At 70.5% G+C, this 21,151-nt stretch carries 21 protein-coding genes; 12 read left to right on the top strand and 9 right to left on the bottom strand.

Annotated features, from left to right (window positions below; genetic code table 11):
* The first annotated feature begins 13 nt into the window (after positions 1-13).
* Genes ACGFY5_RS29655 through ACGFY5_RS29625 form a run of 7 tightly spaced genes read left to right on the top strand, consistent with a single transcriptional unit; the run spans position 14 to position 6,276 of the window.
* Complete coding sequence (locus ACGFY5_RS29655) at positions 14-769, top strand: ATP-binding cassette domain-containing protein (RefSeq protein WP_392724857.1); 756 nt, start codon at positions 14-16, stop codon at positions 767-769.
* Entirely contained in the window at positions 769-1,803 is a 1,035-nt protein-coding gene (locus tag ACGFY5_RS29650; RefSeq protein ID WP_392724856.1) for an ABC transporter permease, read from the top strand. The genes ACGFY5_RS29655 and ACGFY5_RS29650 overlap by 1 nt, the downstream gene beginning before the upstream one ends.
* A 39-nt stretch (positions 1,804-1,842) precedes the next feature.
* Positions 1,843-2,808: an ABC transporter substrate-binding protein gene (locus ACGFY5_RS29645; protein WP_392724854.1), complete on the top strand. Its 966-nt coding sequence runs from the start codon at positions 1,843-1,845 to the stop codon at positions 2,806-2,808.
* On the top strand, positions 2,805-3,947 hold the full coding sequence (locus tag ACGFY5_RS29640) for an ester cyclase (RefSeq protein ID WP_392724852.1): 1,143 nt from the start codon (positions 2,805-2,807) through the stop codon (positions 3,945-3,947). The genes ACGFY5_RS29645 and ACGFY5_RS29640 overlap by 4 nt, the downstream gene beginning before the upstream one ends.
* Positions 3,944-4,744: a nitrilase-related carbon-nitrogen hydrolase gene (locus ACGFY5_RS29635; RefSeq protein ID WP_392724850.1), complete on the top strand. Its 801-nt coding sequence runs from the start codon at positions 3,944-3,946 to the stop codon at positions 4,742-4,744. Before ACGFY5_RS29640 ends, ACGFY5_RS29635 begins: the two co-directional genes overlap by 4 nt.
* A gap of 3 nt (positions 4,745-4,747) precedes the next feature.
* A complete protein-coding gene (locus ACGFY5_RS29630; RefSeq protein ID WP_392725064.1) occupies positions 4,748-5,515 on the top strand; it encodes an SDR family NAD(P)-dependent oxidoreductase in 768 nt (255 codons plus the stop codon).
* A complete protein-coding gene (locus ACGFY5_RS29625) occupies positions 5,512-6,276 on the top strand; it encodes an alpha/beta fold hydrolase (RefSeq protein ID WP_392724848.1) in 765 nt (254 codons plus the stop codon). The genes ACGFY5_RS29630 and ACGFY5_RS29625 overlap by 4 nt, the downstream gene beginning before the upstream one ends.
* Positions 6,277-6,304: 28 nt before the next feature.
* On the opposite strand, the gene ACGFY5_RS29620 is transcribed toward ACGFY5_RS29625, so the two are convergent.
* On the bottom strand, positions 6,305-7,729 hold the full coding sequence (locus tag ACGFY5_RS29620; protein ID WP_392724847.1) for an MFS transporter: 1,425 nt from the start codon (positions 7,727-7,729) through the stop codon (positions 6,305-6,307).
* Positions 7,730-7,819: 90 nt separating this feature from the next.
* On the opposite strand from ACGFY5_RS29620, the gene ACGFY5_RS29615 reads away from it, so the two are divergent.
* Positions 7,820-8,497, top strand: coding sequence for a TetR/AcrR family transcriptional regulator C-terminal domain-containing protein (locus ACGFY5_RS29615; protein ID WP_392724846.1), 678 nt, complete (start codon positions 7,820-7,822; stop codon positions 8,495-8,497).
* Here the strand turns inward: ACGFY5_RS29615 and ACGFY5_RS29610 are convergent.
* Together ACGFY5_RS29610 and ACGFY5_RS29605 are read right to left on the bottom strand one after the other, a co-directional pair.
* The gene (locus tag ACGFY5_RS29610; RefSeq protein WP_392724844.1) at positions 8,494-9,489 is read right to left on the bottom strand and encodes a LacI family DNA-binding transcriptional regulator; all 996 of its coding nucleotides are present in this window, start codon (positions 9,487-9,489) and stop codon (positions 8,494-8,496) included. The two genes, ACGFY5_RS29615 and ACGFY5_RS29610, sit on opposite strands and share 4 nt — an antisense overlap.
* A 3-nt stretch (positions 9,490-9,492) precedes the next feature.
* Positions 9,493-10,326, bottom strand: a complete 834-nt coding sequence (locus ACGFY5_RS29605; protein WP_392724842.1) for an HpcH/HpaI aldolase/citrate lyase family protein — start codon at positions 10,324-10,326, stop codon at positions 9,493-9,495.
* A gap of 107 nt (positions 10,327-10,433) precedes the next feature.
* On the opposite strand from ACGFY5_RS29605, the gene ACGFY5_RS29600 reads away from it, so the two are divergent.
* Entirely contained in the window at positions 10,434-11,531 is a 1,098-nt protein-coding gene (locus ACGFY5_RS29600) for a hypothetical protein (RefSeq protein WP_392724841.1), read from the top strand.
* Here ACGFY5_RS29600 and ACGFY5_RS29595 read toward each other — a convergent pair.
* Together ACGFY5_RS29595 and ACGFY5_RS29590 are read right to left on the bottom strand one after the other, a co-directional pair.
* Positions 11,521-12,201, bottom strand: coding sequence for a response regulator (locus ACGFY5_RS29595; protein ID WP_392724840.1), 681 nt, complete (start codon positions 12,199-12,201; stop codon positions 11,521-11,523). The two genes, ACGFY5_RS29600 and ACGFY5_RS29595, sit on opposite strands and share 11 nt — an antisense overlap.
* Positions 12,198-13,820: an ATP-binding protein gene (locus tag ACGFY5_RS29590; RefSeq protein ID WP_392724838.1), complete on the bottom strand. Its 1,623-nt coding sequence runs from the start codon at positions 13,818-13,820 to the stop codon at positions 12,198-12,200. The genes ACGFY5_RS29595 and ACGFY5_RS29590 overlap by 4 nt, the downstream gene beginning before the upstream one ends.
* 98 nt (positions 13,821-13,918) lie before the next feature.
* Here ACGFY5_RS29590 and ACGFY5_RS29585 point away from each other — a divergent pair, with 98 nt between their 5' ends.
* The 3 genes from ACGFY5_RS29585 to ACGFY5_RS29575 are packed head-to-tail and all read left to right on the top strand — an operon-like array spanning position 13,919 to position 16,928.
* Positions 13,919-14,920 carry a Bug family tripartite tricarboxylate transporter substrate binding protein gene (locus tag ACGFY5_RS29585; RefSeq protein WP_392724837.1) on the top strand — a complete coding sequence of 334 codons (1,002 nt, stop codon included), beginning with the start codon at positions 13,919-13,921 and terminating at the stop codon, positions 14,918-14,920.
* The gene (locus ACGFY5_RS29580) at positions 14,917-15,429 is read left to right on the top strand and encodes a tripartite tricarboxylate transporter TctB family protein (protein ID WP_392724835.1); all 513 of its coding nucleotides are present in this window, start codon (positions 14,917-14,919) and stop codon (positions 15,427-15,429) included. The genes ACGFY5_RS29585 and ACGFY5_RS29580 overlap by 4 nt, the downstream gene beginning before the upstream one ends.
* Complete coding sequence (locus ACGFY5_RS29575) at positions 15,429-16,928, top strand: tripartite tricarboxylate transporter permease (RefSeq protein WP_392725062.1); 1,500 nt, start codon at positions 15,429-15,431, stop codon at positions 16,926-16,928. Before ACGFY5_RS29580 ends, ACGFY5_RS29575 begins: the two co-directional genes overlap by 1 nt.
* On the opposite strand, the gene ACGFY5_RS29570 is transcribed toward ACGFY5_RS29575, so the two are convergent.
* The 4 genes from ACGFY5_RS29570 to ACGFY5_RS29555 are packed head-to-tail and all read right to left on the bottom strand — an operon-like array spanning position 16,915 to position 21,148.
* Positions 16,915-17,364, bottom strand: a complete 450-nt coding sequence (locus tag ACGFY5_RS29570) for a DUF1348 family protein (RefSeq protein WP_392724834.1) — start codon at positions 17,362-17,364, stop codon at positions 16,915-16,917. The genes ACGFY5_RS29575 and ACGFY5_RS29570 overlap by 14 nt on opposite strands.
* A gap of 4 nt (positions 17,365-17,368) precedes the next feature.
* Positions 17,369-18,793, bottom strand: a complete 1,425-nt coding sequence (locus tag ACGFY5_RS29565) for an aldehyde dehydrogenase (NADP(+)) (protein WP_392724833.1) — start codon at positions 18,791-18,793, stop codon at positions 17,369-17,371.
* Between the two features lie 10 nt (positions 18,794-18,803).
* Positions 18,804-19,835, bottom strand: coding sequence for a LacI family DNA-binding transcriptional regulator (locus ACGFY5_RS29560; RefSeq protein ID WP_392724832.1), 1,032 nt, complete (start codon positions 19,833-19,835; stop codon positions 18,804-18,806).
* Positions 19,832-21,148, bottom strand: coding sequence for a fumarylacetoacetate hydrolase family protein (locus tag ACGFY5_RS29555; RefSeq protein ID WP_392724830.1), 1,317 nt, complete (start codon positions 21,146-21,148; stop codon positions 19,832-19,834). Before ACGFY5_RS29555 ends, ACGFY5_RS29560 begins: the two co-directional genes overlap by 4 nt.
* Between the last annotated feature and the right edge of the window lie 3 nt (positions 21,149-21,151).

Raw genomic sequence — 21,151 nt, 5'->3', positions numbered from 1 at the left:
GAAGGCAGAGCAGATGGCGGTCCTCTTCGAAGCGCGCGGCATCACGAAACGGTACGGACATGTGCAGGCACTCTCCGGTGCCGACTTCTCGGTCGACGCCGGCGAAGTGGTGGCGCTGATCGGCGACAACGGCGCCGGCAAGAGCACCCTGGTCAAGTGCCTCTCCGGAGTGCAGAACCCCGACGAGGGCGAGATCCTGCTCCGCGGCGAGCGGATCACGATGCAGTCGCCGCTGCACGCCCGCAACCTCGGCATCGAGACCGTCTACCAGGATCTCGCGCTGGCACCCGAACTCGGTCCGGCCGAGAACGCCTACATCGGCCGGGAGCTGCTCAAACCCGGCTTACTCGGCAAGCTCGGCGTGCTCGACCGCAAGACGATGAAGACCAAGGCTGCCGAGGCGTTCAAGTCGCTCGGCACCGACGTGAAGGACCTCGACGCCCCCGTCGCGGCCCTCTCCGGTGGTCAGCGGCAGAGCGTCGCGATCTGCCGGGCCGTGATGTGGGCCAAAGGCATCATCTTCATGGACGAGCCGACCGCGGCCCTCGGCGTCCGGCAGACGCGCAACGTCCTCAAGCTCGTGCGCCGGGTCGCCGACTCGGGCGTCGCCGTCGTCCTGATCAGCCACAACATGACCGAGGTCCTCGAGGTCGCCGACCGGATCGAGGTCCTGCGGCTCGGCCGCCGCGTCGCGCGGCTGACCGCGTCCGAATGTGACGTCGAACAGCTGGTCGGAGCCATGACCGGCGCTCTGGACGGGGTGGCGTGATGAGCGTGCAGACCGAACCGACCACTCCCTCGCTCGACGCGGTCGGCGAGAAGGTCTCGGCGCGCCGCCGGGCCCTGACGAAGGTCTTCTCCGCGACGCCGTTCTACCTCGGCGGCATCCTGCTGCTGATGGCGATCGTCTTCTCGATCCTGCGTCCGGACGCGTTCCCCACACCGGCGAACTTCCGCAACATCCTCACCGACGTCAGCATCCTGCTCGTGATGGCCGTCGGCATGACGTTCGTGATGGTCGCGGGCGGTTTCGACCTCTCGATCGGCTCGGTACTCGTGTTCTCCGGCGTCATGGCCGCGAAGACGATGGGCGCGGTCGGTGGGGACGGCTGGATGCCGGTCTTCGCGGGGCTCGTCGTCTCGGTCGTCGCCGGCACGCTGTGGGGCGTCTTCAACGGCTTCTGCATCACCCGCCTGCGTGTTCCGGCGCTGATCGCGACGCTCGGCACGATGGGCGCCGCACTCGGCATCGCCCGCCTGATCACCGACGGGAACGACGTCCGCACCGTTCCGCTCTCACTGATCCGCTTCAGCGTCGACGAGTGGCTCGGGCTGCCCGCCCTGGTCTGGATCTCCGCCGCCGTCGCCGTCCTCGGCGGGCTGGCGCTGGCCTACACCCGGTTCGGCCGCCACACCTACATCGTCGGTTCCAACGCCGAGGCCGCCCGGCGCGCCGGCATCAACGTCGACCGGCACCTGCTCAAGCTCTACGCACTGTCCGGGCTGCTCGCCGGCGCCGCCGGAATGATGTCGCTGACCCGGTTCTCCACCACCACGATCGCCGGGCACACCCAGGACGCGCTCCAGGTGATCACCGGTGTCGTGCTCGGCGGCACCAGCCTCTTCGGTGGCGTCGGCACCGTCGTCGGCACCACCGTCGGCATGTTCATCTCCGCCGTTCTCAACAACGGTCTGATCGTCGTCGACGTGAAGCCGTTCTGGCAGGAAGTGGCGATCGGTTTCATCCTGATCGTCGCCGTGTTCATCGACCAGCGTCGTCGCAGTCGCCGCGATCGCGGCTGAGCTCTCCCGAACCCCCCGCTTTGAGAAAGAGGAACGTCGATGCGCAAGGTGCTCGTGCTGGCCGCTGCCCTTCCACTGTTACTCACCGCCGCCTGTAGCAGTTCCGACGACAGTGGCTCGTCCGGAACCAGAAAAGTCGTCTACATCCAGGGCATGTCGGGCATCCCGTTTTACCAAACGGTGGCGTGCGGAGCGACCGAGCAGGCCAAACAGGACGGCGTCGAGTTCTCCTACCAGGGCGCGTCGGAGTGGGACGTCGCCAAGCAGACCCAGATCGTCGACGCGGTCGTTGCCAGCAAGCCCGACGCGATCATGATCTCGGTGACCGACACCAAGGCGATGATCGGCCCGCTGACCAAGGCGAAGGCCGCCGGCATCCCGATCATCGGCATCGACGACAACCTCCAGGACGACAGCGTCATGGAGACGTTCATCCAGTCCGACAGCATCGAGGGCGGCAAGCTCGCCGGCAAGAAGATGGGTGAGCTGCTCAAGGGCACCGGCGAGGTGATGGCGCTCAACAACACGCCGGGCACCCCGATCGGCGACGCCCGCGTCGAGGGCTTCAAGCAGGGCATCGCGGAGTTCCCGGGCATCAAGTTCCTCGGTGTCCAGTACACCCAGAACGCCACCGCCAAGGCCGCGAACATCGCGTCGACGACCGCCGGCTCGAACACGAAGCTGACCGGCATCTTCGGCGTCACCACGAACAACACCGAGGGTGCGGTCACCGGCATCCGCGAGGCCGGCAAAACCGGCCAGATCAAGGTGATCGGCTACGACACGTCGGACCCGATCGTCGAGTCCCTGAAGAACGGCGGCGCCGACGCCCTGGTCGTGCAGTACCCGTTCGGTGAAGGCAAGGAAGGCATCAAGTCCGCCCAGAAGATCTGGAAGGGCGAGTCGGTGCCGAAGAAGCAGTCGTCGCCGTTCGTCGTGGCGACCAAGGAGAACCTGAACACCCCCGAGGTCCAGGAGTACATCTACAAGATGCAGTGCTCATGACGATCATCGGGCCGAGTCTCGGCGACGGACCCTCGCTCCGCACGATGCCGAAGGACTTCTCGATCGCGATCCGCCCGGCCACCGGCACCGACACGGTGCGCGCGGGGCTGGAGCGGGGCGAGCGCCGCCAGTCGATGCGGGGTTTCGAGGACACCTACGTCGACATCATCGATTACATCGTCCGGATCACCCACCGCATCTGGGAGGACCAGGACGTCGGCTACATCTACGACACCTACGCTCCCGGCTGCTTCGTCTACGACGACAGCGGCGCGCACTACGGGGTCGAGCGGGTCGTCTCCGGGACGATGCAGAGCATCCACGCGTTCCCTGACACTCGCTCGTACGCCGACGACGTGATCTGGGCCGGCGACGACGAGCAGGGTTTCGTCACCTCGCACCGGTACATCACGACCGGGCACCACCTCGGGCCGTGGGCGCACGGCCCGGCGACCGGCCGCCCCGTGAACATGTGGGGCATCGCCAACTGCGTGGTCCGCGAGAACGAGATCTTCGAGGAGTGGGTGCTCTACAACATGTGCTCGAAGCTGGCGCAGCTCGGCATCGACGTCGCCGACGCCGCGCGCCGGTACGGCAACGAGATCGCCGCGTCGCCGGTCGCCGAGCGCTACCTCGCCGAGGTCGACCGTCTCGCCGGCGGGCGCAAGCCCGAGTACTACCCGGCGCAGACCGGTACGGACTTCGACCCGGAGCACTTCGCCCGCGCGCTGTTCCACAACGTCTACAACCGGCGTGACCTGTCCGCGTTCGACCGCTCGTACAGCAGCACCGTGCGGTGGAAGGGCACGTCGAACCGGACGGGCTACGGGCTCGGGGACGTCAAGGGCATGGCCCGCAGCCTGATGGCCACGTTCCCCGACCTGGGCATGAAGGTCGACGAGGTCTACTGGATGGGCAACGACGAGGAGGGCTACCGCATCGTCGTCCGGTGGACCGCGAGCGGCACCCACCGCGGCCACGGTCTGTACGGCGTTCCCACCGGCCGGCGGGCGCACCTCTGGGGTATCTCCCAGCTGTACGTCAGGAACGGCCGGGTCACCGAGGAGTGGAACCTCTTCAACGAGTTCGACGTGATGGCCCAGTTGCTGAGCGACGCCCCGCTGCCGATGCTTCCGTGACACGGGTCGTCTGCGCGCAGGTCGCCCCGGCGATCGGGGACCGGGAGTACAACGCGGCGATGTCCGTGGCGGCGATCTCCGCCGCCTCGGACGCCGACGTGATCGTGCTGCCGGAGCTCGTCACGTCCGGGTACGTGTTCGCGTCGGCGGACGAGGCCCGGTCGCTGGCCGTGCCCGCGGACGACCCGTTGTTCAGCGCGTGGGGCCGTGCCGCGGGCGACGCGGTCGTCGTGGGCGGTTTCTGCGAAGCCGGCGCGGACGGCCGCGTCCACAACAGCGCCGCTGTCGTCGACCGGTCCGGGGTACTGGCCGTCTACCGCAAAACGCATCTGTGGGACGCCGAGAGCAGGGTGTTCTCGCCGGGTACCGCCGCTCCCCCGGTCGTGCCGACGCGAGTGGGCCGGATCGGCGTGCTGATCTGCTACGACATGGAGTTTCCGGAGATGACCCGGGGCCTGGCAGTGGCCGGGGCGGAGCTCATCGCGGTACCCACCAACTGGCCCGTGGTGCCGCGGCCGGCCGGCGAACGTCCGCCCGAGGTCGTGACCGCGATGGCCGCCGCCCGGGCGAACCGGGTGTTTCTGGCGTGCTGCGACCGCACCGGCACCGAACGGGGCCAGGCCTGGACGGAGGGCACGGCGATCGTCGACCCGGACGGCTGGGTCGTGGCGTCGGCAGGCCCCGGCGTCGTGAGCCTGACCGCGGATCTCGATCTGAACGCCGCTCGCCGGAAGTCCATCTCGGCCACCAACGACGTGCTGGCCGACCGCCGGACCGACGTCTACGAACAGTTCTAAGGAATCGACTTGCCTGACCGCCTGATCGCGCGCACCGCGCTCATCACCGGCGCCGGGAACGGCCTCGGCCGGGCGTTCGCGCTCGCTCTCGACGCCCGGGGTGTCCGGACGATTCTCGCCGGTCGGCGGCGGGAGCCACTCGAGGAGACCCGGGCGCTGCTGTCCGGCTCGCGCGTGGCGACGGTGGACGTCGCTGACCCGGCGTCGGTGGCGGCGCTCGCCAAGGAGTTGGCGGACGAGGACATCTCGATCCTGGTGAACAACGCCGGGGTTCCCGGGCCGGTGAAGCCGCTGCTGGAGATCGAGCCCGAGGAGTGGGACGACGTCTTCGCGGTCAACGTGCGTGGGATGTACCTGGTGTGCCGGGCGTTCCTGCCGCCGATGGTGGCGCGGGGCGCCGGGGACGTCATCAACCTGGCGTCGGTCAGCGGGAAGCGTCCGCTGGCGAACCGGACGCCGTACACCGCCTCGAAGATGGCGGTGATCGGGTTGACGAACACGCTCGGTGCGGAGGTGGGGCCGAGTGGGGTGCGGGTGAACTCGTTGTCGCCCGGGCCGGTGCGGGGGCCGCGCATGGAGCGCAACTTCCGCCTCGAGGCGGAACTCACCGGCGGCACCGCCGAGGACGCCGAGCGGGCGTTCACGTCGCGGGCGGCGCTCGGGCGCATGCTCGAGGAGTCCGAAGTGGCGGATGCGCTCGTCGCCATGCTGAGCATGACCGGGCTGCACTGCGCCGACATCGATCTCAGCGCCGGCATGGTAGGCCGATGACCACGCCGGGTGCTGCGCCGTCGGGTGGTGCGCCACGAGACGCTGGGCCGCCGGGTGTGTCGCGGCCCGAACTCGTGCTGGTGCCGGGGATGCTCGGCGATGCCGACGGATGGCGCGATGTGGCCGCGCGAGTGGCCGATGTCGCGTCGATCCGGATCGCACGGATCGATCTGGCGGGCACGGTGACGGAGCTGGCCGCGGGGGTGCTGGCGGCGGCGCCGGGGGCATTTTCGGTGGTGGGCCACTCGTTGGGCGGAATCGTCGCGCTGGAGATGGTGCGGCAGGAACCGCACCGGATCCGGCGCCTCGCGCTGCTCAACAGCAGCGCGAGGCCCCCGACGGACGCCCAGCGGGCCGCCTGGCGAGCCTGGGACGAACGGGTCGCCGCCGGTGAGTTCACCACCGTGGCCCACGAGCTGGCCCACGCCACCCTTCCGGCGTCCCGACCCGATCTGATCGACCGCAACGCACGCATGGCCGCGTCGGTAGGCCCCGACGGTTTCCGGCGGCAACTCGCCGCCCAACAGTCCCGCACCGACGCGAGACCGAACCTCGCCGCGATCACCGCTCCGACGCTGGTGATCCGTGGCGACCTCGACGGGGTCAGCCCCGCCGAGCTCCAGCAGGAACTCGCCACCGGCATTCCGGACGCCACCCTGCACGTCCTGGAAAACACCGGCCACATGTCCCCGCTGGAATCACCGGACGCGGTAGCAACGCTGCTCCGCGCCTGGCTGTCCGATCAGGACCACAGGTCGTAGCCGCCCGCGGCGAAGTCAGGTCGGATACTCATACTGCGACGGCCTCGGCCAGCTGCTCGGCGTCCGGCGTGAGCTGGGGTGACGCCAGCGCGATGACCAGATTGACGCCGGCGAAGACGGCCGCCACCAGCAGCCCCCGGTGGAATCCCTCGACCAGCGCCTGCGCCGGAGCGCTACCCGACGTCACCAGATCATTCACGTGCGACGTCGACAGCGTCGTGATGATCGCCAGCCCCAGCGCCCCGCCGACCTGGTACCCGGACGAGACGACACCGGACGCGGCGCCGGCCTCGTCGTGCCGCACGTCGGCCACGGCCGCGATCTGCGCCGCCGTGCCGACGCCCATGATGCCGACGCCGAACAGGATGAACCCGGGCAGCAGGTCGGTGACGTAGTTCCCGCCGGCGTCGACCTGGGACAGCAGCCAGAGCCCGAGGACGCTGACGATCGCGCCGACGAACATCACCGGGCGGGTGCCGACCCGCGCGACCAGCTGGGACGCGCCGACCGCGGCCACGATCGCGGCCACTCCCATCGGCAGGAACTGCAGACCGGTCTCGAGCGCGGACAGGCCGCGCACCTGCTGCAGGAAGATCGCGGTCAGGAAGAACATCGCGAGGAACGCGGCGCCGTTGAGCGCCAGCGCCGCAGTGGCGGTGCTGAGCCCCCGAGACCGGAACAACCGCATCGGCACCAGTGGGGCCGCCGACCGACGCTCGACGACGACGAACGCGACCAGCAGGACGACCGCCGCTGCCAGCGAGCCGATGACCTCGCCCGCACCCCAGCCGAGCGGTTCGGCCCGGATCACGCCGTAGATCAGGGCGAGCACACCGCCGGTCGCCAGCACGGCGCCCGCCGCGTCGAACGTGCGCGGACCGGAGGTCTCCACCCGGCTCTCACGGATGATCGCGGGCGCCACGGCGATCAGCGCGGCCGCGATCGGCACGTTGACGAAGAACACCCACTCCCAGCCCGCGGCGTCGACCAGCACACCACCGGCGATGACGCCGAGCGTTCCGCCGAGCCCGGCCAGGCCGCCCCAGATCCCGAGCGCGATGTTGCGCTCGCGGCCGTGGGCGAACGTGACGGTGAGGATAGAGAGTGCGGCCGGGGAGAGCAGCGCACCGCCGAGGCCCTGCACGGCGCGGGCCGCGATCAGCACTTCCTGGTTCTGCGCGAGTCCGCCGATCAGCGAGGTGACCGCGAACAGCCCCAGTCCGACGACGAAGAGCCGCCGACGTCCGAGCAGGTCGGCCGCGCGGCCGCCGAGGAGCAGGAACCCACCGAACACGAGCGTGTAGGCGCTGATCACCCACTGCAGGTTGTCCGGGGTGAAGGCGAGATCGGTCTGGATGTCGGGTAGCGCGACGTTCACGATCGTGACGTCCAACACCACCATGAATTGGGCCAGGGCCAGGACCACGAGGGTGGCCCAGGGGCTGCGTCGCATAGCTGTCGCCTCGGTTTTCACGTACGCAGTACATGTACGTCGTATAGGAACGGTTGAGAGCGAAACATGTACGCCGTATAGTTGTCAACCGTGGCGAGGAAACGTGCCGATGCGGCGGTCAAGGAGCGGCTCACGCGGGACCGGATCGTCGACTGCGCGATCGCGCTCGCCGAATCCGAGGGCCTCGAGGCGGTGACCATCCGGCGCCTGGCCCACGACCAGGGCGTCACGCCGATGGCGCTGTACTGGCATTTCAAGGACAAGGACCTGCTGCTGGAGGGCATCTCCGAGCGCCTGCTGTCCGACGTGACGCTGCCAACCGCGTCCGCGCGGCCGTGGCACGACGAGCTACGGGACGTGCTGTCCGCGCTGCTCACGGTCCTGCGGGCCCATCCGGCCGTCGCCGAGCTGGTCCGGACGCGCGTGCTGCTGTCCGACTCGGGGCTCGAGATCGCCGAGCGTACGCTCGGGCTCCTGCGAAGCGCCGGGTTCGACGCCGAGCAGGCGGCTCAGCTCGCCAGTCAGGCGCTGCACACGATCGTGAGCCTGGTGACCCAGGAGCCCGGGCTGATGGTCGGCGAGAGCCCCGCCGAACGGGAGGAGCGGCTCCGGGTGAAGCGGGCGTCGTTCGCGGCACTGTCCCCGGAGCGGTTCCCGCACATGCTGGCCTCGGCGGACGCGTTCACCGACTGCGGGAACGAACCGGCGTACTTCGAGCTCGGAGTGGAACTGTTCATCCAGGGTGTCCGGGGCGTGCGGCCGGGCTAGCCGCCGTGCGTGGCGCGCAGCACCGGCGTCACCGGGTGGATCACCCGGCGACCGCCGCCGGCGAAGCCGCCGATGCGTTCGAGCAGCAGCGTCACCGCGGTGCGCAGCATGTCGTCGAACGGCACGTGGATCGTCGTCAGATCGACGATCGGCCAGGCGGCGCTCTCCAGGTCGTCGAAGCCGACGAGCGCGAGGTCGTCGGGCACCGCGACGCCCGCGGCCCGCGCCGCGTTCAGGGCGCCGATCGCGATGACGTCGTTCGCGCAGAACAGGGCGGTGGGGGTGTGGGGTCCGCCGAGCACCGCGGCGAGCGAATTGGCGCCGTGGGCCTGCTCGAACTCGCCGGTTCGGACCCAGGCGTCGGGGAGCTCGATGCCGGCCTCGTCGAGGTGGGCGCGGAAGCCGATCGCCCGTTCGCGACCGGTGCTGGTGTCGTCGGGGCCGAACAGGGCGCCGATGCGGCGGTGGCCGGCGTCCAGCAAAACCTGCGCGGCGGCCGCGCCGCCCGCGCGGTCGTCGGCCACCGCGGCGTCCAGATCGGAGCCCTCGGCGTACCGCTGGAGCAGGACCGCTGGCACACCCCGGCGGCGGAGGGTCGCCGGGAGGGCGGAGTCCAGCCGTGCGGTGCTGACGATGACGCCGTCGACGCCGCCGCCGATCAGGTGTTCCTCGACGTCGGCCGGGTCGCCGTGGCCGGCGAGCAGCGTGAGCCGGTAGCCGCGGCCGGCCAGTTCGTCGTGGAGGCGGCCGACGAGCAGCGACCAGAGCGGGTTGTCGAGGTCGACGACCATCGCGATTCGCTGGGTGGCGCCGGTCGACAGCGCACGGGCCCGTGCGCTGGGGACGTAATCGAGGGCCTTGGCGGCCTCGAGCACCTTGCGGACGGTGTCCGCGCCGATACTCGGATCGCGGCGCAGCGCCCGCGACACCGTGGCCTGCGAAACCCCGGCCCGCTTGGCCACATCAAAACTGGTGACCTTCCCAGCCCCCACCGGTCAGTACCCCGACTCGGGCTCGGCCGAGCGACCGGCCCCCTCGGCGCCGCCCGCGCCGGCGGAGGCGGGCGCCGCGGAGCTGCGGGCGGCTGCGATCGCGGCGCTGGCGCCGGCGCGAAGGTGGGCGGCGTCGCTGCCGGGGGTCACGAGGTCGTAGCCGAGGGTGGTGAGGTGGGCGGCTACCGTGCCGTTGGCGCAGAAACTGCCGGCGTAGATCCCGGCGGCGTGGGCGGCCTCGACGATCCGCACCCAGGCCTCCTCGACCTTCGCGGGCGCCGGAACCTGCCCGGGCCGCTCCCCCAGCGCCAACGCCAGATCGTTCGGCCCGACGAACACCCCGTCCAGACCGGGCGTGGCCACGATCTCCTCAACCGCCTCGAGCGCCGGCGCCGACTCGATCATCGCCCAGGTCAGAACGGTCTCGTCGGCACCGTCCACGTAGTCCGCACCGCCGTACAGCAACGCCCGCGCAGGCCCGAAACTCCGCCGCCCCACCGGCGGATACCGGCACGCGGCGACGAACGCTGCCGCATCCTCCACGCTGTCGACGCCCGGACAGATGATGCCGTAGGCACCGGCGTCGAGCAGTTTGCCGATGATCGCCGGGTCGTGACTCGGGCACCGGGCGAACGGCTCGGCCGGCCCGGCGCTGATGGCCTGCAGCAGCCGCAGCGCGCCGTCCAGCCCGAACATCCCGTGCTGGAGATCCACCGTCACGACGTCGAACCCGGCGTGCGACAGCGTCTCGGCGAAGAACGGGCTGTCGCCGGAGAGCCACGCGTTGACCGCGGTTCCCCCACCGGCCAACAGCGCCCGTACCGAGCTCTCACGCATCAAGGCCTCCGAAGCAGCGACTACGTATGCGTACCCTAAACCATTGACGAAGCCCACCCACACAGTCTCTACTGTGCATACGTATGCACACCGACGAAGGAGACACCATGCAGGTCACCCCCGCCGAGCTCGAACACCGGACGATCCTGCGCAAGAACCTCGTGCCCGACACCGCCGCGTTCCTCGACACGAAGATCCCCGGCAGCCAGGCAAAGGTGAACTACCCCCTGATCGGCCCGGGCGTCTCGGAGAACGGCGAACAGGTGGTGCCGGTCAGCGAGCCGCACGGCTTCAACCTGGGCGGCGCGGTCATGCCCGCGGGGACCATCAACAACCTGCACCTGCACTTCACCGCCGAGGTGTTCTTCTGCTTCGCCGGCTCGTGGACGTTCCGCTGGGGTGTCGACGGCGCCGACGGCGAGGCGACGGTCAGCGACGGTGACGTCATCTCGATCCCGACCTGGATCTTCCGGGGCTTCACCAGCGACTCCGACGACGCCTGGCTTTACACCGCCCTGGGCCGGGACGAGAGCGGCGGCCTGATCTGGGCGCCGTCGGTGATCAGCGCCGCGGCGAAGACCGGCATGTTCCTGGGCACCGACCACCGGCTGATCGAGGTGGAGCCCGGCACGGTGCCGGAGAACGTCATCCAGCCCATGACCGACGCCGAGCTCGCCGGGCTCCGGAAAGTCCCGGTCGACGAGATGCGCACGCGCCTGGCCCAGCCCGGTGACCTCGTCTGGCGCTCGGACGCTTTCCTGGACTCCGGCCTGCCCGGCGGCGGCGCGGAGCTCGCGCTGGTGATCGGCTACGGCGTCACCGAACACCGCGAGCAGGCTCCCCGGCTGGCCGATCCGCACGGCTTCACGATCGCATGGTTGCGTGCCGCCGGAGCGGGCCAGGGCGTCAACCGGCACCGGATCGCCGAGCCGCAGGTGCTGCTCGTCAAGTCGGGGCGCTGGCGCGTGACTCTCAACGAGAAGGACATGGTGAGCACGGAACTGGGGCCGTTCGACACGCTCTCGGTGCCCCCGGGCGCGTGGCGTCGGTTCGAGTGCCTCGAGCCCGGCCAGCTGGCGCTCCTGACCAGCGGTGACGGCCGGCAGCGGCTCGACTGGGACCCCGCTGTGGTCACGGCGGCGGCAGAACTGGACGTTCAGATCGACGCCAACGGCTACCGGGCCCCGGCGCACCTCATCCGCTGACGTCGCTCACCCACTGGTAGCGCCGCTCCGGGCGTCCCTGCGCGTAGCGGAGGGAGACCGTGACCGCGCCGGTGGCGTGCAGGAACTCGAGGTAACGGCGCGCGCTGACGCGGGAGATCCCGGTCCGGTCGGCGCACTCGGCGGCCGACAGACTGACGGCGGCGTCGCGGACGGCCTGCTCGACGAGCGCGGCCGTCTCCGGGCTCAGGCCTTTGGGGAGGGTTTGCGTCGCCGACCGCGCGGGTTGCGAGAGGGCACGGTCGATGTCGGCCTGGCTTTCGAGCTCCGCCGCGTAGAGGCCGGTCCGCTGCGCGGCGTACTGCTTGAGCCGGAGCTGGAGATCGTCGAACCCGAACGGCTTGAGCAGGTAGTTCACGATGCCGCTGCGGACGGCGCCGCGAACAGCATCTGCCTCCTTGGCCGCGGAGATGACCAGGACGTCGCAGTCGTAGGCCGAGCTCCGCAGCTCGGCCAGCACGTCCAGGCCGAAGACGTCCGGCAGGTAGAGGTCGAGCAGCACCAGGTCGGGACGCAGTTCGCGGACCGCGTCGAGGGCGTCCCGGCCGGTGTGCACGGAGCCGACCACGGCGAAGCCCGGGACGCGCTCCACGAAGCCGCAGTGGATGCGGGCGACCCGGAAGTCGTCGTCGACGACGAGGACGTTGATCATGCGCCCACCATGGACTCCACGGGACGGCCCACCGTCAGGCGAGCCACGAACATGGCGCCGTCCGCGGTGTTGGCCACCGAAACCTCACCACCGTGGCGCTTGCACACCACGCGCGTCAGCGCCAGACCGATCCCCCGCTCGCCTCCCTCGGCGGCCTTCGTCGTGAAGCCGCGGGAGAACACCTCCTGGGCGAGCTCGGGCGCGACGCCCGGCCCGGAGTCACGGACCACGATCTCGACCGTCGACGTGTCGTGACGCAGCTCGACTTCGACCCAGGCGCCACACTCGGTGTCCGCGGCCGTCGCGGCGTCGAGCGCGTTGTCGACGAGGTTGCCGACCACTGTGGCGACGTCGGCGGCGTCCTCGGCATCGAGGCGTTGCAGCGCCGTGCGTTCGGAGATGCGCAGTTGCACCCGGCGTTCCGCCGCCTGGGCCGACTTCGCCATGAGCAGCGCGGCGACCGCGGTGTCCTGGACCCTGCTGGTGAGCGTCAGGTCGAGCGACTCGCGGTGGTCCGCGAGGGCTTCGACGTACTGCACGACCTCGTCGTACTCGCCGATCTGGATGAGCCCCGAGATGGTGTGCAGCTGATTCGCGAACTCGTGCGCCTGCGCGCGGAGCAACTCCGTCGAGCTGCGGAACGACCCCATCTCGCGTTCCAGCTGCGCGAGTTCGGTGCGGTCGCGCAGCGTGGTCACCGAGCCGAGCCGACGCCCGTCCTTGGTGACGCTCATCCGGTTCATCACCAGTACCCGGCCGCGGCGGAGCACGACCTCGTCCCGCGCACCGCCGGTCAGGACCTCTCCCAGCCGTCCCTCGATGCCCAGCTCGGTGAGCGTCTTGCCGACGCACTGCTCCGGCAGGTCCAGCAGGCGCAGACCGACGGCGTTGACCAGCGTGATGCGGTGGTGGGGATCCAGCGCGATGACGCCCTCGGCGATGCCGTACAGCATCGCTTCGCGGTGTTCGGCCAGCCCGGCGATCTCGCGTGGCTCGAGCCCGAGCGTCTGGCGCTTGATCCGCCGGGCGAGCAGCCAGGAGCCGAGCAGTCCGACGACGCTGGCGAGGCCGAGGTAGATCGCGAGGTGCGACGAGGCGTCGAGGGCCCGGTCCTGCAGGGTGGGCGACGCCTCACCGATCACGACGATGCCGAGGTGCCGGCCGAGGTTCTGCGGTTCGGCGCCCAGCACCGGCACCAGTCCGACCAGCTCCAGCGACCCGTTCAGCCGTAACTCGCCCGACCAGCTCCGTCCGTCGACGACACCCGTGCCGCCGAGCGGGAGCCGCCTCCGCGTCAACAGTGGATTGGTCGAGCTGACCACGATCCCGTCGGCCTTCGCGATGGTGACCGAGCTGACGCCGGACTGCGTCCGCACGGTCTGCACGAGCGGTGCCAGTGTCTCCCCCGGGGCGGGCTGCGCGAGCTGCGCACGCACCAGCGGGTTGTCCGCGAGCTGCTCGGCCAGGGCCGCGACCCGCCGGCCTTCGACCCGGTTGAACGTGGCGGTGGACTGCGCCAGCGACAGGGCGGCGATGGCGACGAGCACCACGACGATGATCACGAGCTGGAGCGCCAGCAGCTGGCCCGCGAGCGTGGAACGCCGTGACCTCACGACCACAATGAGAAAAACCTCCACTGGTTACACAACGCCAATGCGGCTTCGGTGGGGCTCATCATCATCGCGTCGGACGCTCCCGAAACGAAAGAGAAATCGCGATGAAAAGAACGCCTGCGTGGCTGGCCGCGTTCGCCGCGATGACCCTGCTGGCGACGGGCGCCTGCGGCGCCACCGCCGACAAGGGTGAGTCGAGCGGTTCGTCCGGCAAACCGGTGAGCGGCCTCCGCATCCTGGTGCCGAACAGTCCCGGCGGTGGGTACGACACCACGGCACGGACCATCGCGAAGGTCATGGAGGACGGCCGGATCGCCTCCGGCGTCGAGGTGTTCAACCTGTCCGGGGCGGGCGGTGTCGTCGGCCTCCAGCGCATCGTCAACGAAAAGGGCAACGGCAAGCTGGTCATGCAGATGGGCCTGGGTGTGGTCGGCTCGTCGTACACCCAGAAGTCGCCGGCGAAACTGACCGGAACGACGCCGATCGCCAAGCTCGTCGAGGAGTCGGGCGCGATCGTCGTGCCCAAGAACTCGCCGTACCGGACCATCGGGGACCTCGTCGCCGCGTGGAAGGCGGATCCGAAGAAGATCGCCGTCGGCGGTGGCTCCTCACCCGGCGGCCCCGACCACCTGCTGCCGATGCAGCTGGCCAAGGCGGTCGGCATCGACCCCAAACAGGTCAACTACGTCTCCTACGACGGTGGCGGTGAGCTGCTGCCCGCTCTGCTCGGCAGCAAGATCGCGTTCGGCGCGAGCGGCGTCGGCGAGTTCGTCGACCAGATCGAGGCCGGTCAGGTCCGGGTGCTCGCGGTGACCAGCGAGGGCCGTCTGGACATGGTGAAGGACGTGCCGACCCTGAAGGAGTCGGGGATCGACCTGATCTTCACCAACTGGCGGGGCATCGTGGCGCCGCCCGGCATCTCCGACGCGGACAAGCAGACGTGGATCGACGTGCTGACGCGGATGCACGGCACGGACGCGTGGAAAGCGGAGCTGGTCAAACACAGCTGGACCGACGCCTTCGCCCCCGACGACGAGTTCGCGGCGTTCCTCACCGCGCAGGACAAGGCCGTCGCGGACATCCTGACCGGCCTCGGGTTGACGTGAGCACCGAGCAGCCGGCGACGGTCGAGAGAACGGACCGCGCCCAGTACGGGGTGTGCGCCTTCCTCGCCGTGGTCGGTGTCCTCGTGCTGATCGACGCCGCCCGCACGGATCCGGCCACGAACAGCAACGACCCGATCGGGCCTCGCCCGGTGCCGATCCTGATCGGCGTGCTGTTGCTGATCGTCGCCGTCATCTACGCGATCGACGTCGCCCGCGGCGGCCGGGGCGAGCCCGAGGGCGGCGAGGACATCGACCCCGGCACGACGATCGACTGGCGGACGATCGCCCTGGTGATCGCCGCGTTCGTGGTCAACGCTCTGCTGATCGAGCCGCTGGGCTGGGTGATCAGCGGATCGCTGCTCTTCTGGGGTGCCGCGTTCGCCCTCGGTGCGCGGCGCCACCTCGTTTCGCTGGTCGTCGCGGTGACGCTCGCGCTGGCCACGTTCTACGGATTCGCGATCGGGCTGGGCGTCAACCTGCCCGCCGGAATACTGCAGGGAATCCTTTGATCGACGATCTGAACAGCCTGCTCGGTGGCTTCGCCGACGTCGTGACGCCGCTGAATCTGCTCTTCGCGCTTCTCGGCGTCACTGTCGGCACGGCGGTCGGCGTCCTGCCCGGCATCGGCCCGGCCATGACTGTCGCGCTGCTGCTCCCCCTGACCTACGGGCTGGAGCCCACGCAGGCCTTCATCCTGTTCGCCGGCATCCTCTACGGCGGCATGTACGGCGGAAGCACCACGTCGATCCTGCTCAACACCCCCGGTGAATCCTCGTCGGTCGTCACCGCGATCGAGGGCAACAAGATGGCCAAGGCCGGGCGCGCTGCGCAGGCCCTGGCCACCGCGGCGATCGGCTCGTTCGTCGCCGGCACCATCGGCACGCTGCTCCTCGTGCTGGTCACCCCGGTCATGGTGGCGTTCGCGGTCAGTCTGGGCGCGCCCGACTACCTGGCCATCATGCTGCTCGGATTCATCGCGGTCAGTGCGGTGCTCGGCGTTTCCCGGGTGCGGGGGTTCGCTGCGCTGCTGCTCGGCCTCACCATCGGCTTGATCGGCATCGACCGGGTCACCGGCCAGCAGCGGCTGACGCTCGACCTGGCCCAACTGGCCGACGGCATCGACGTCGTCGTGGTCGCGGTCGGCATCTTCGCCGTCGGGGAGACGCTGTGGACGGCCGCGCACCTGCGCCGCTCGCCCGGGGAGGTCATTCCCGTCGGCAGGCCGTGGCTGGGGCGCGACGACTGGCGTCGATCCTGGCGGCCGTGGCTGCGGGGCACCGGGCTGGGCTTCCCGTTCGGGGTGATGCCCGCCGGAGGCGCCGAGCTCCCGACGTATCTCTCCTACGCCCTGGAGAAGAAGCTCAGCAAGCATCCCGAAGAGTTCGGCAAGGGCGCCATCGAAGGGGTCGCCGGACCGGAAGCCGCAAACAACGCCTCGGCGGCGGGCACCCTGGTTCCGCTGCTCGCGCTCGGGCTGCCCACCAACGCCACCGCCGCGGTCATGATCGCGGCGCTCACCAGCTACGGCATCCAGCCGGGCCCGCTGCTGCTCGAACGCGAGTCCGGGCTCGTCTGGACGCTGATCGCGAGCCTGTTCCTCGGCAACCTGTTCCTACTGGTACTCAACCTGCCGCTCGCGCCGGTGTGGGCGAAGCTGCTGCGCATCCCCCGCCCCTACCTGTACGCCGGGATCCTGTTCTTCGCGTCGATGGGCGCATACGCGGTCAACGCGCAGCCGTTCGACCTGTTCCTGCTGCTGGTGCTCGGCATCCTCGGCTTCGGGATGCGCCGGTTCGGCCTGCCGATCCTGCCGCTCATCGTCGGAGTGATCCTCGGTCCGATCGCCGAACGACAGGGGCGCATGGCGCTGCAACTCTCGGGCGGTGACCCGTCCGGCCTGCTCGGCGGGCCCCTGTCCTACGTCATCTACGTCACGGTCGTGGTGATCCTGCTGTGGCCGGTGGGGCGGTGGGTGATCTCCCGCACCCGCCGGGTCAGTTCAGCGTGATCTCGGACCGGTCGTCGGGGTCGCGGGGGCCGAAGAGGCGGCGGTCCCCCTCGCTGATGCGCAGGTCGTTGATGCTCGCCTCCCGTCGGCGCATCAGCCCCTGGTCGTCGAACTCCCAGTTCTCGTTGCCGTAGCTGCGCCACCACTGCCCCGACGCGTCGCGGCACTCGTACTGGAACCGCACCGCGATGCGGTTCCCGGCAAACGTCCACAGTGACTTGCGCAGGGCGTAGTCGAGTTCCCGCTCCCACTTCGCGGTCAGGAATTCGACGATCGCCGCGCGGCCGGTGACGAACGTGTCCCGGTTCCGCCAGACCGAGTCCTCGGTGTAGGCCAGGGACACCCGCTCCGCGTCACGGGTGTTCCAGGCGTCTTCGGCCGCTTGGACCTTGGCGGCGGCGGTTTCGGCGGTGAAGGGCGGCAGAGGTGGGCGCACGACCTCAACCTACGTGCAGCACACCGTCCACACGGCGCGGAATGCCCTTGAAGTCGTCCCGCAGTTCCTCCGGCAGCGCGCGCTCCGGTGCGTTCTGCCAGGTCACCGGACGCAGGAAGCGACGAATCGCGGTCGGGCCCACCGACGTGTGGACCGTGTTCGTCGACGGCCACGGACCGCCGTGGGTCTGCGCCCAGGAGACGAGGACGCCGGTCGGGTAGGCGTCGAACAGCAGGCGGCCGGCGCGTGGCTGGAGCACGGCCAGCAGCGGGGCCAGGTCGTCGGTGCTCTCAGAGTGGACGGTGCCGGTGAGCGAGCCGGGCAGCGTCGCCAGCACGTCGAGCAGTTCGGCCTCGGACGTGTACCGCACGACGAGCGCGAGGGGGCCGAAGCACTCCTCGGCCAGATGGGCGGTGAAGTTCGTGGCGTCGACGGTGAGCAGCGCCGGGGTCGCCCCCTCGCCCGTCGTTCCCGTGGCTTTCACGGACACACCGGGCTGCGACCGCAGGTCCGCGCCGATCGCGTCGAATCCCTCGGCCACGCGGTCGTTGAGCAGGAGTCCGGCGGGGACGTCGGCGAGTGCGGTGGCCATCCGGGCGACCAGCGCGTCACCGGCTGCGTCGGCGGGGACGAAGGCCAGGCCCGGCTTCGTGCAGAGCTGGCCGAGCGAGCCGGTGACGGCGCCGACCAACCCGTCGGCGATCGACTCGGTGCGGGCCGCCGCTGCAGCGGGCGTCACGACGAGGGGGTTGAGGCTCGCGAGTTCGCCGTAGAACGGGATCGGCTCGGGGCGGGCCTCGATCAGGGCGCGGAGGGCCTGGCCGCCGGAGAGGGAGCCGGTGAAGCCGACCGCGGTGATCCGCGGGTCGGTGACCAGCTCGGCGCCTGCTTCCCGTCCGGAGATCAGGCCGACGGTTCCCTCGGGCGCACCCGCGGTGGCGACCGCCGCCTGGAGCGCTTCGAATGCCAGGGCCGAGGTGTCGGGGTGGGACTCGTGGGCCTTGAGCACGACCGGGCAGCCGGCCGCGAGTGCGGACGCGGTGTCGCCGCCCGGCACGGAGAACGCGAGCGGGAAGTTCGACGCGCCGAAGACCGCTACCGGGCCGAGCGGTAGGAGCAGGCGACGCAGGTCGGGGCCCGGCCCCATCGGGGTGTTGCCGGCGTGGTCGATCGTGGCTTCCAGGTAGGAGCCCTCGTCGAGTACGTCGGCGAAGACGCGCAGCTGGTAGGCGGTGCGGGTGACCTCGCCGTTGAGCCGGGTCTCGCCGAGGTGGGTCTCGCGCGCCGCGGTCTCGATCAGCGCTTCCCGCCGCGCCTCGATCTCATCGGCCGCAGCCCGCAACAACCGCGCGCGCCCTGCCCGCCCCATCGCGGCCAGGCCTTCTACCGCGCCGGCCGCAGCGCGCGTCACTGCCTCTACGGTGCTCATCAAAGGCTCCTCAGGTGCTTTCACGGATGACGATTCGGAAGCCCACGTCGCGGGACGGCTCGGTGACCTCCCGGCCGGCCATGCGATCGCGGAGCAGCCGCGCGGCCAGCGCACCGATCTCGGTGTTGGGTACGGCGACAGTGGTCAGGGACGGCACGAGGTGCCGGGACATTTCGAAGTCACCGAAACCGGCAAGAGCCAGTCTGCCCGGAACGTCCACGCCACGGCGAACGCACGCGAGCAACGCCCCGGCCGCGTACACATCGGACGCGAACACGATCGCGTCGGTATCGGGGTACCGGTCGAGCACGGCGTCGAGCATCGCCACGCCGGTCTCCATCGTCGCTGCTCGCTCCCCCGCGTCGACGACGCGCGGCTCGGCACCGGCGTCGCGCACGGCGACGGTGTACCCCGCGAGACGCTCGGCGGCGCGGCTGTCCCCGGGCAACTGACGCCCGGCGAACGTGATCCGCCGCCGACCGCGGTCGACGAGATGACGCACGAGCGCCGCGGTGGCGTCGGCGTGCGAGAACCCGACGAGCAGGTCGAGCGGATCGGCGGTCCAGCCCCAGGTCTCGACGACCGGCACCCCGCGCAGCATCGCGCGGGTGCGCTCGGTGTGGGAGGTGCCGATCACGAGGACGCCGTCGGGGCGTCTTCCGAGGAAGCTCGCGACGAGTTCCTCTTCGTGTTCGGGCCGGTAGTCGGTGGTGCCGACGAAGATCTGGTAGCCGTCGGTAGCCAGCTCCGCGGCGAACGCCCGCACGGTCTCGGCGAACACCGACGCATTGATGTTCGGCAGCAGCGCCGCCACGGTGAGGCTGCGATTGGACGCGAGGTTGCTCGCCGTGAGGTTACGGACATACCCGGTAGCCGCAATCGCCTCCTCCACACGCGCCCGGGTCTCGTCGCCCACCGAATCGGGCTCCCGGATCACCCGGGAGACCGTCTGCGCGGAGACACCCGCAGCCTCGGCGACGTCGGCGAGCGTGACCGACCGCGTCGCCGACCGCTTCCGCGGCCGACTGATCCCAGTCGTCACAGAGCTCCCCGGCTCCGCTCCGCGGCGGGTCCGCGATCCGCGGCCGCGGCATCGGCATCGGCATCGGCGGCTACGGCTGCCGCCGCGGCGCGGGTGGTGAGGGTTCGCATCAGGTCGGCGATGCCGAAGGTCCAGGGTTCGCAGGCGTCGGCGGGGCGGATGCGGTTGGTCAGGGCGCCGAGGCGCGGTGAGGCGACGGTCACGACGTCGCCGTCGTCGTGGGTGAACCCGAGGCCGGGGCTGTGCCGGTCGGCGGTGGGCGCGAACATCGTGCCGAGGTAGAGCACGGCCCCGTCGGGGTAGCAGTGGCTGCTCAGAAGTTGGGCGGCCAGGTCGGCCGGGTCCCGGCTGATCATCGTCATCGACGACTCACCGTCGAGGTGGTAGCCGTCCTCGCCGTCGACGGTGAGCGTCACGGTCGCCGCGCGCACGTCGTCGAGAGTGAAACCGGTGTCGAAGAGCCGCACGAACGGACCGAGCGCGGCCGACGCGTTGTTGTCTTTGGCCTGGGGCAACAGCAACGCGGAGCGGCCTTCGATGTCGCGCAGGTTGACGTCGTTGCCGAGCGTCGCGCCGACGATCGTGCCCGCCGACGAGACGACGAGGACGACCTCGGGCTCCGGGTTGTTCCAGGTGGAGTCGCGGCGCACACCGGCGTCGACCGCGGTGCCCACCGCGGCGAGCACCGGCGCCTTCGTGAAGATCTCCGCGTCGGGTCCGAGACCGACCTCGAGGTACTGACTCCAGCGTCCCTCGGCGACGAGCACCTCGCGCAGCGTGGCGGCTTCCGGGGAGCCCGGACGTGGGGTGGTGGTGCCGATGAGCGCGTGGATGTCGGCGCGGGCGTCGGCGGCGGCACCGGCGTCGCCACGGACCCGTTCCTCGATCACCCGCTCGAGCATAGAGGCGGCGAACGTGACGCCGGCGGCCTTGACGACATGGAGGTCGACGGGCGCGAGCAGGTGCGGCCGAGTGGTGTCGCGGGTCTCCGGCGGGGTGTTGGCGAGGATCGCGTCCACGGGGCCGAGGGGTTCGCCGGGGGCTTCGCTCAGCGCCTTGGCGGGGTTGTCGGACTCGGTGAGGTCGCGGACCGTCGGGAAGGTGTCGGTGACGTCGATCAGCTCTCCGTTCCGGACCGCCACCACCGACGGCCCGAGCCCCGGCCGCCACACCCGCCCCACCAACGTCGCGATCTGGCTGTCGACGGGAAGCACCGCAGTAGGCGGCCAACTGGCCGGCGCACGCCGGCCGGCCACCGGCGGGGCCGCCGCGGGCACGGCCGACGGCGAAACCTGCTCGGGAGGCTGCGTCATCTC

Source organism: Cryptosporangium sp. NPDC048952 (genome assembly GCF_043197895.1).
Classification (GTDB): Bacteria; Actinomycetota; Actinomycetes; order Mycobacteriales; family Cryptosporangiaceae; genus Cryptosporangium.
Note: the sequence above shows the minus strand (reverse complement) of the source record. Positions and strands in the feature narration are given on the sequence as shown.

What these genes read in the sequence shown, in the direction of transcription:
- ACGFY5_RS29625 (WP_392724848.1), top strand. Translation starts at nt 5,512, where the DNA reads ATGACCACGCCGGGTGCTGCGCCGTCGGGTGGTGCGCCACGAGACGCT.
- ACGFY5_RS29620 (WP_392724847.1), bottom strand. Translation starts at nt 7,729, where the DNA reads ATGCGACGCAGCCCCTGGGCCACCCTCGTGGTCCTGGCCCTGGCCCAA.
- ACGFY5_RS29565 (WP_392724833.1), bottom strand. Translation starts at nt 18,793, where the DNA reads ATGAGCACCGTAGAGGCAGTGACGCGCGCTGCGGCCGGCGCGGTAGAA.
- ACGFY5_RS29585 (WP_392724837.1), top strand. Translation starts at nt 13,919, where the DNA reads ATGAAAAGAACGCCTGCGTGGCTGGCCGCGTTCGCCGCGATGACCCTG.
- ACGFY5_RS29650 (WP_392724856.1), top strand. Translation starts at nt 769, where the DNA reads ATGAGCGTGCAGACCGAACCGACCACTCCCTCGCTCGACGCGGTCGGC.
- ACGFY5_RS29605 (WP_392724842.1), bottom strand. Translation starts at nt 10,326, where the DNA reads ATGCGTGAGAGCTCGGTACGGGCGCTGTTGGCCGGTGGGGGAACCGCG.
- ACGFY5_RS29595 (WP_392724840.1), bottom strand. Translation starts at nt 12,201, where the DNA reads ATGATCAACGTCCTCGTCGTCGACGACGACTTCCGGGTCGCCCGCATC.
- ACGFY5_RS29645 (WP_392724854.1), top strand. Translation starts at nt 1,843, where the DNA reads ATGCGCAAGGTGCTCGTGCTGGCCGCTGCCCTTCCACTGTTACTCACC.
- ACGFY5_RS29655 (WP_392724857.1), top strand. Translation starts at nt 14, where the DNA reads ATGGCGGTCCTCTTCGAAGCGCGCGGCATCACGAAACGGTACGGACAT.
- ACGFY5_RS29600 (WP_392724841.1), top strand. Translation starts at nt 10,434, where the DNA reads ATGCAGGTCACCCCCGCCGAGCTCGAACACCGGACGATCCTGCGCAAG.
- ACGFY5_RS29555 (WP_392724830.1), bottom strand. Translation starts at nt 21,148, where the DNA reads ATGACGCAGCCTCCCGAGCAGGTTTCGCCGTCGGCCGTGCCCGCGGCG.
- ACGFY5_RS29640 (WP_392724852.1), top strand. Translation starts at nt 2,805, where the DNA reads ATGACGATCATCGGGCCGAGTCTCGGCGACGGACCCTCGCTCCGCACG.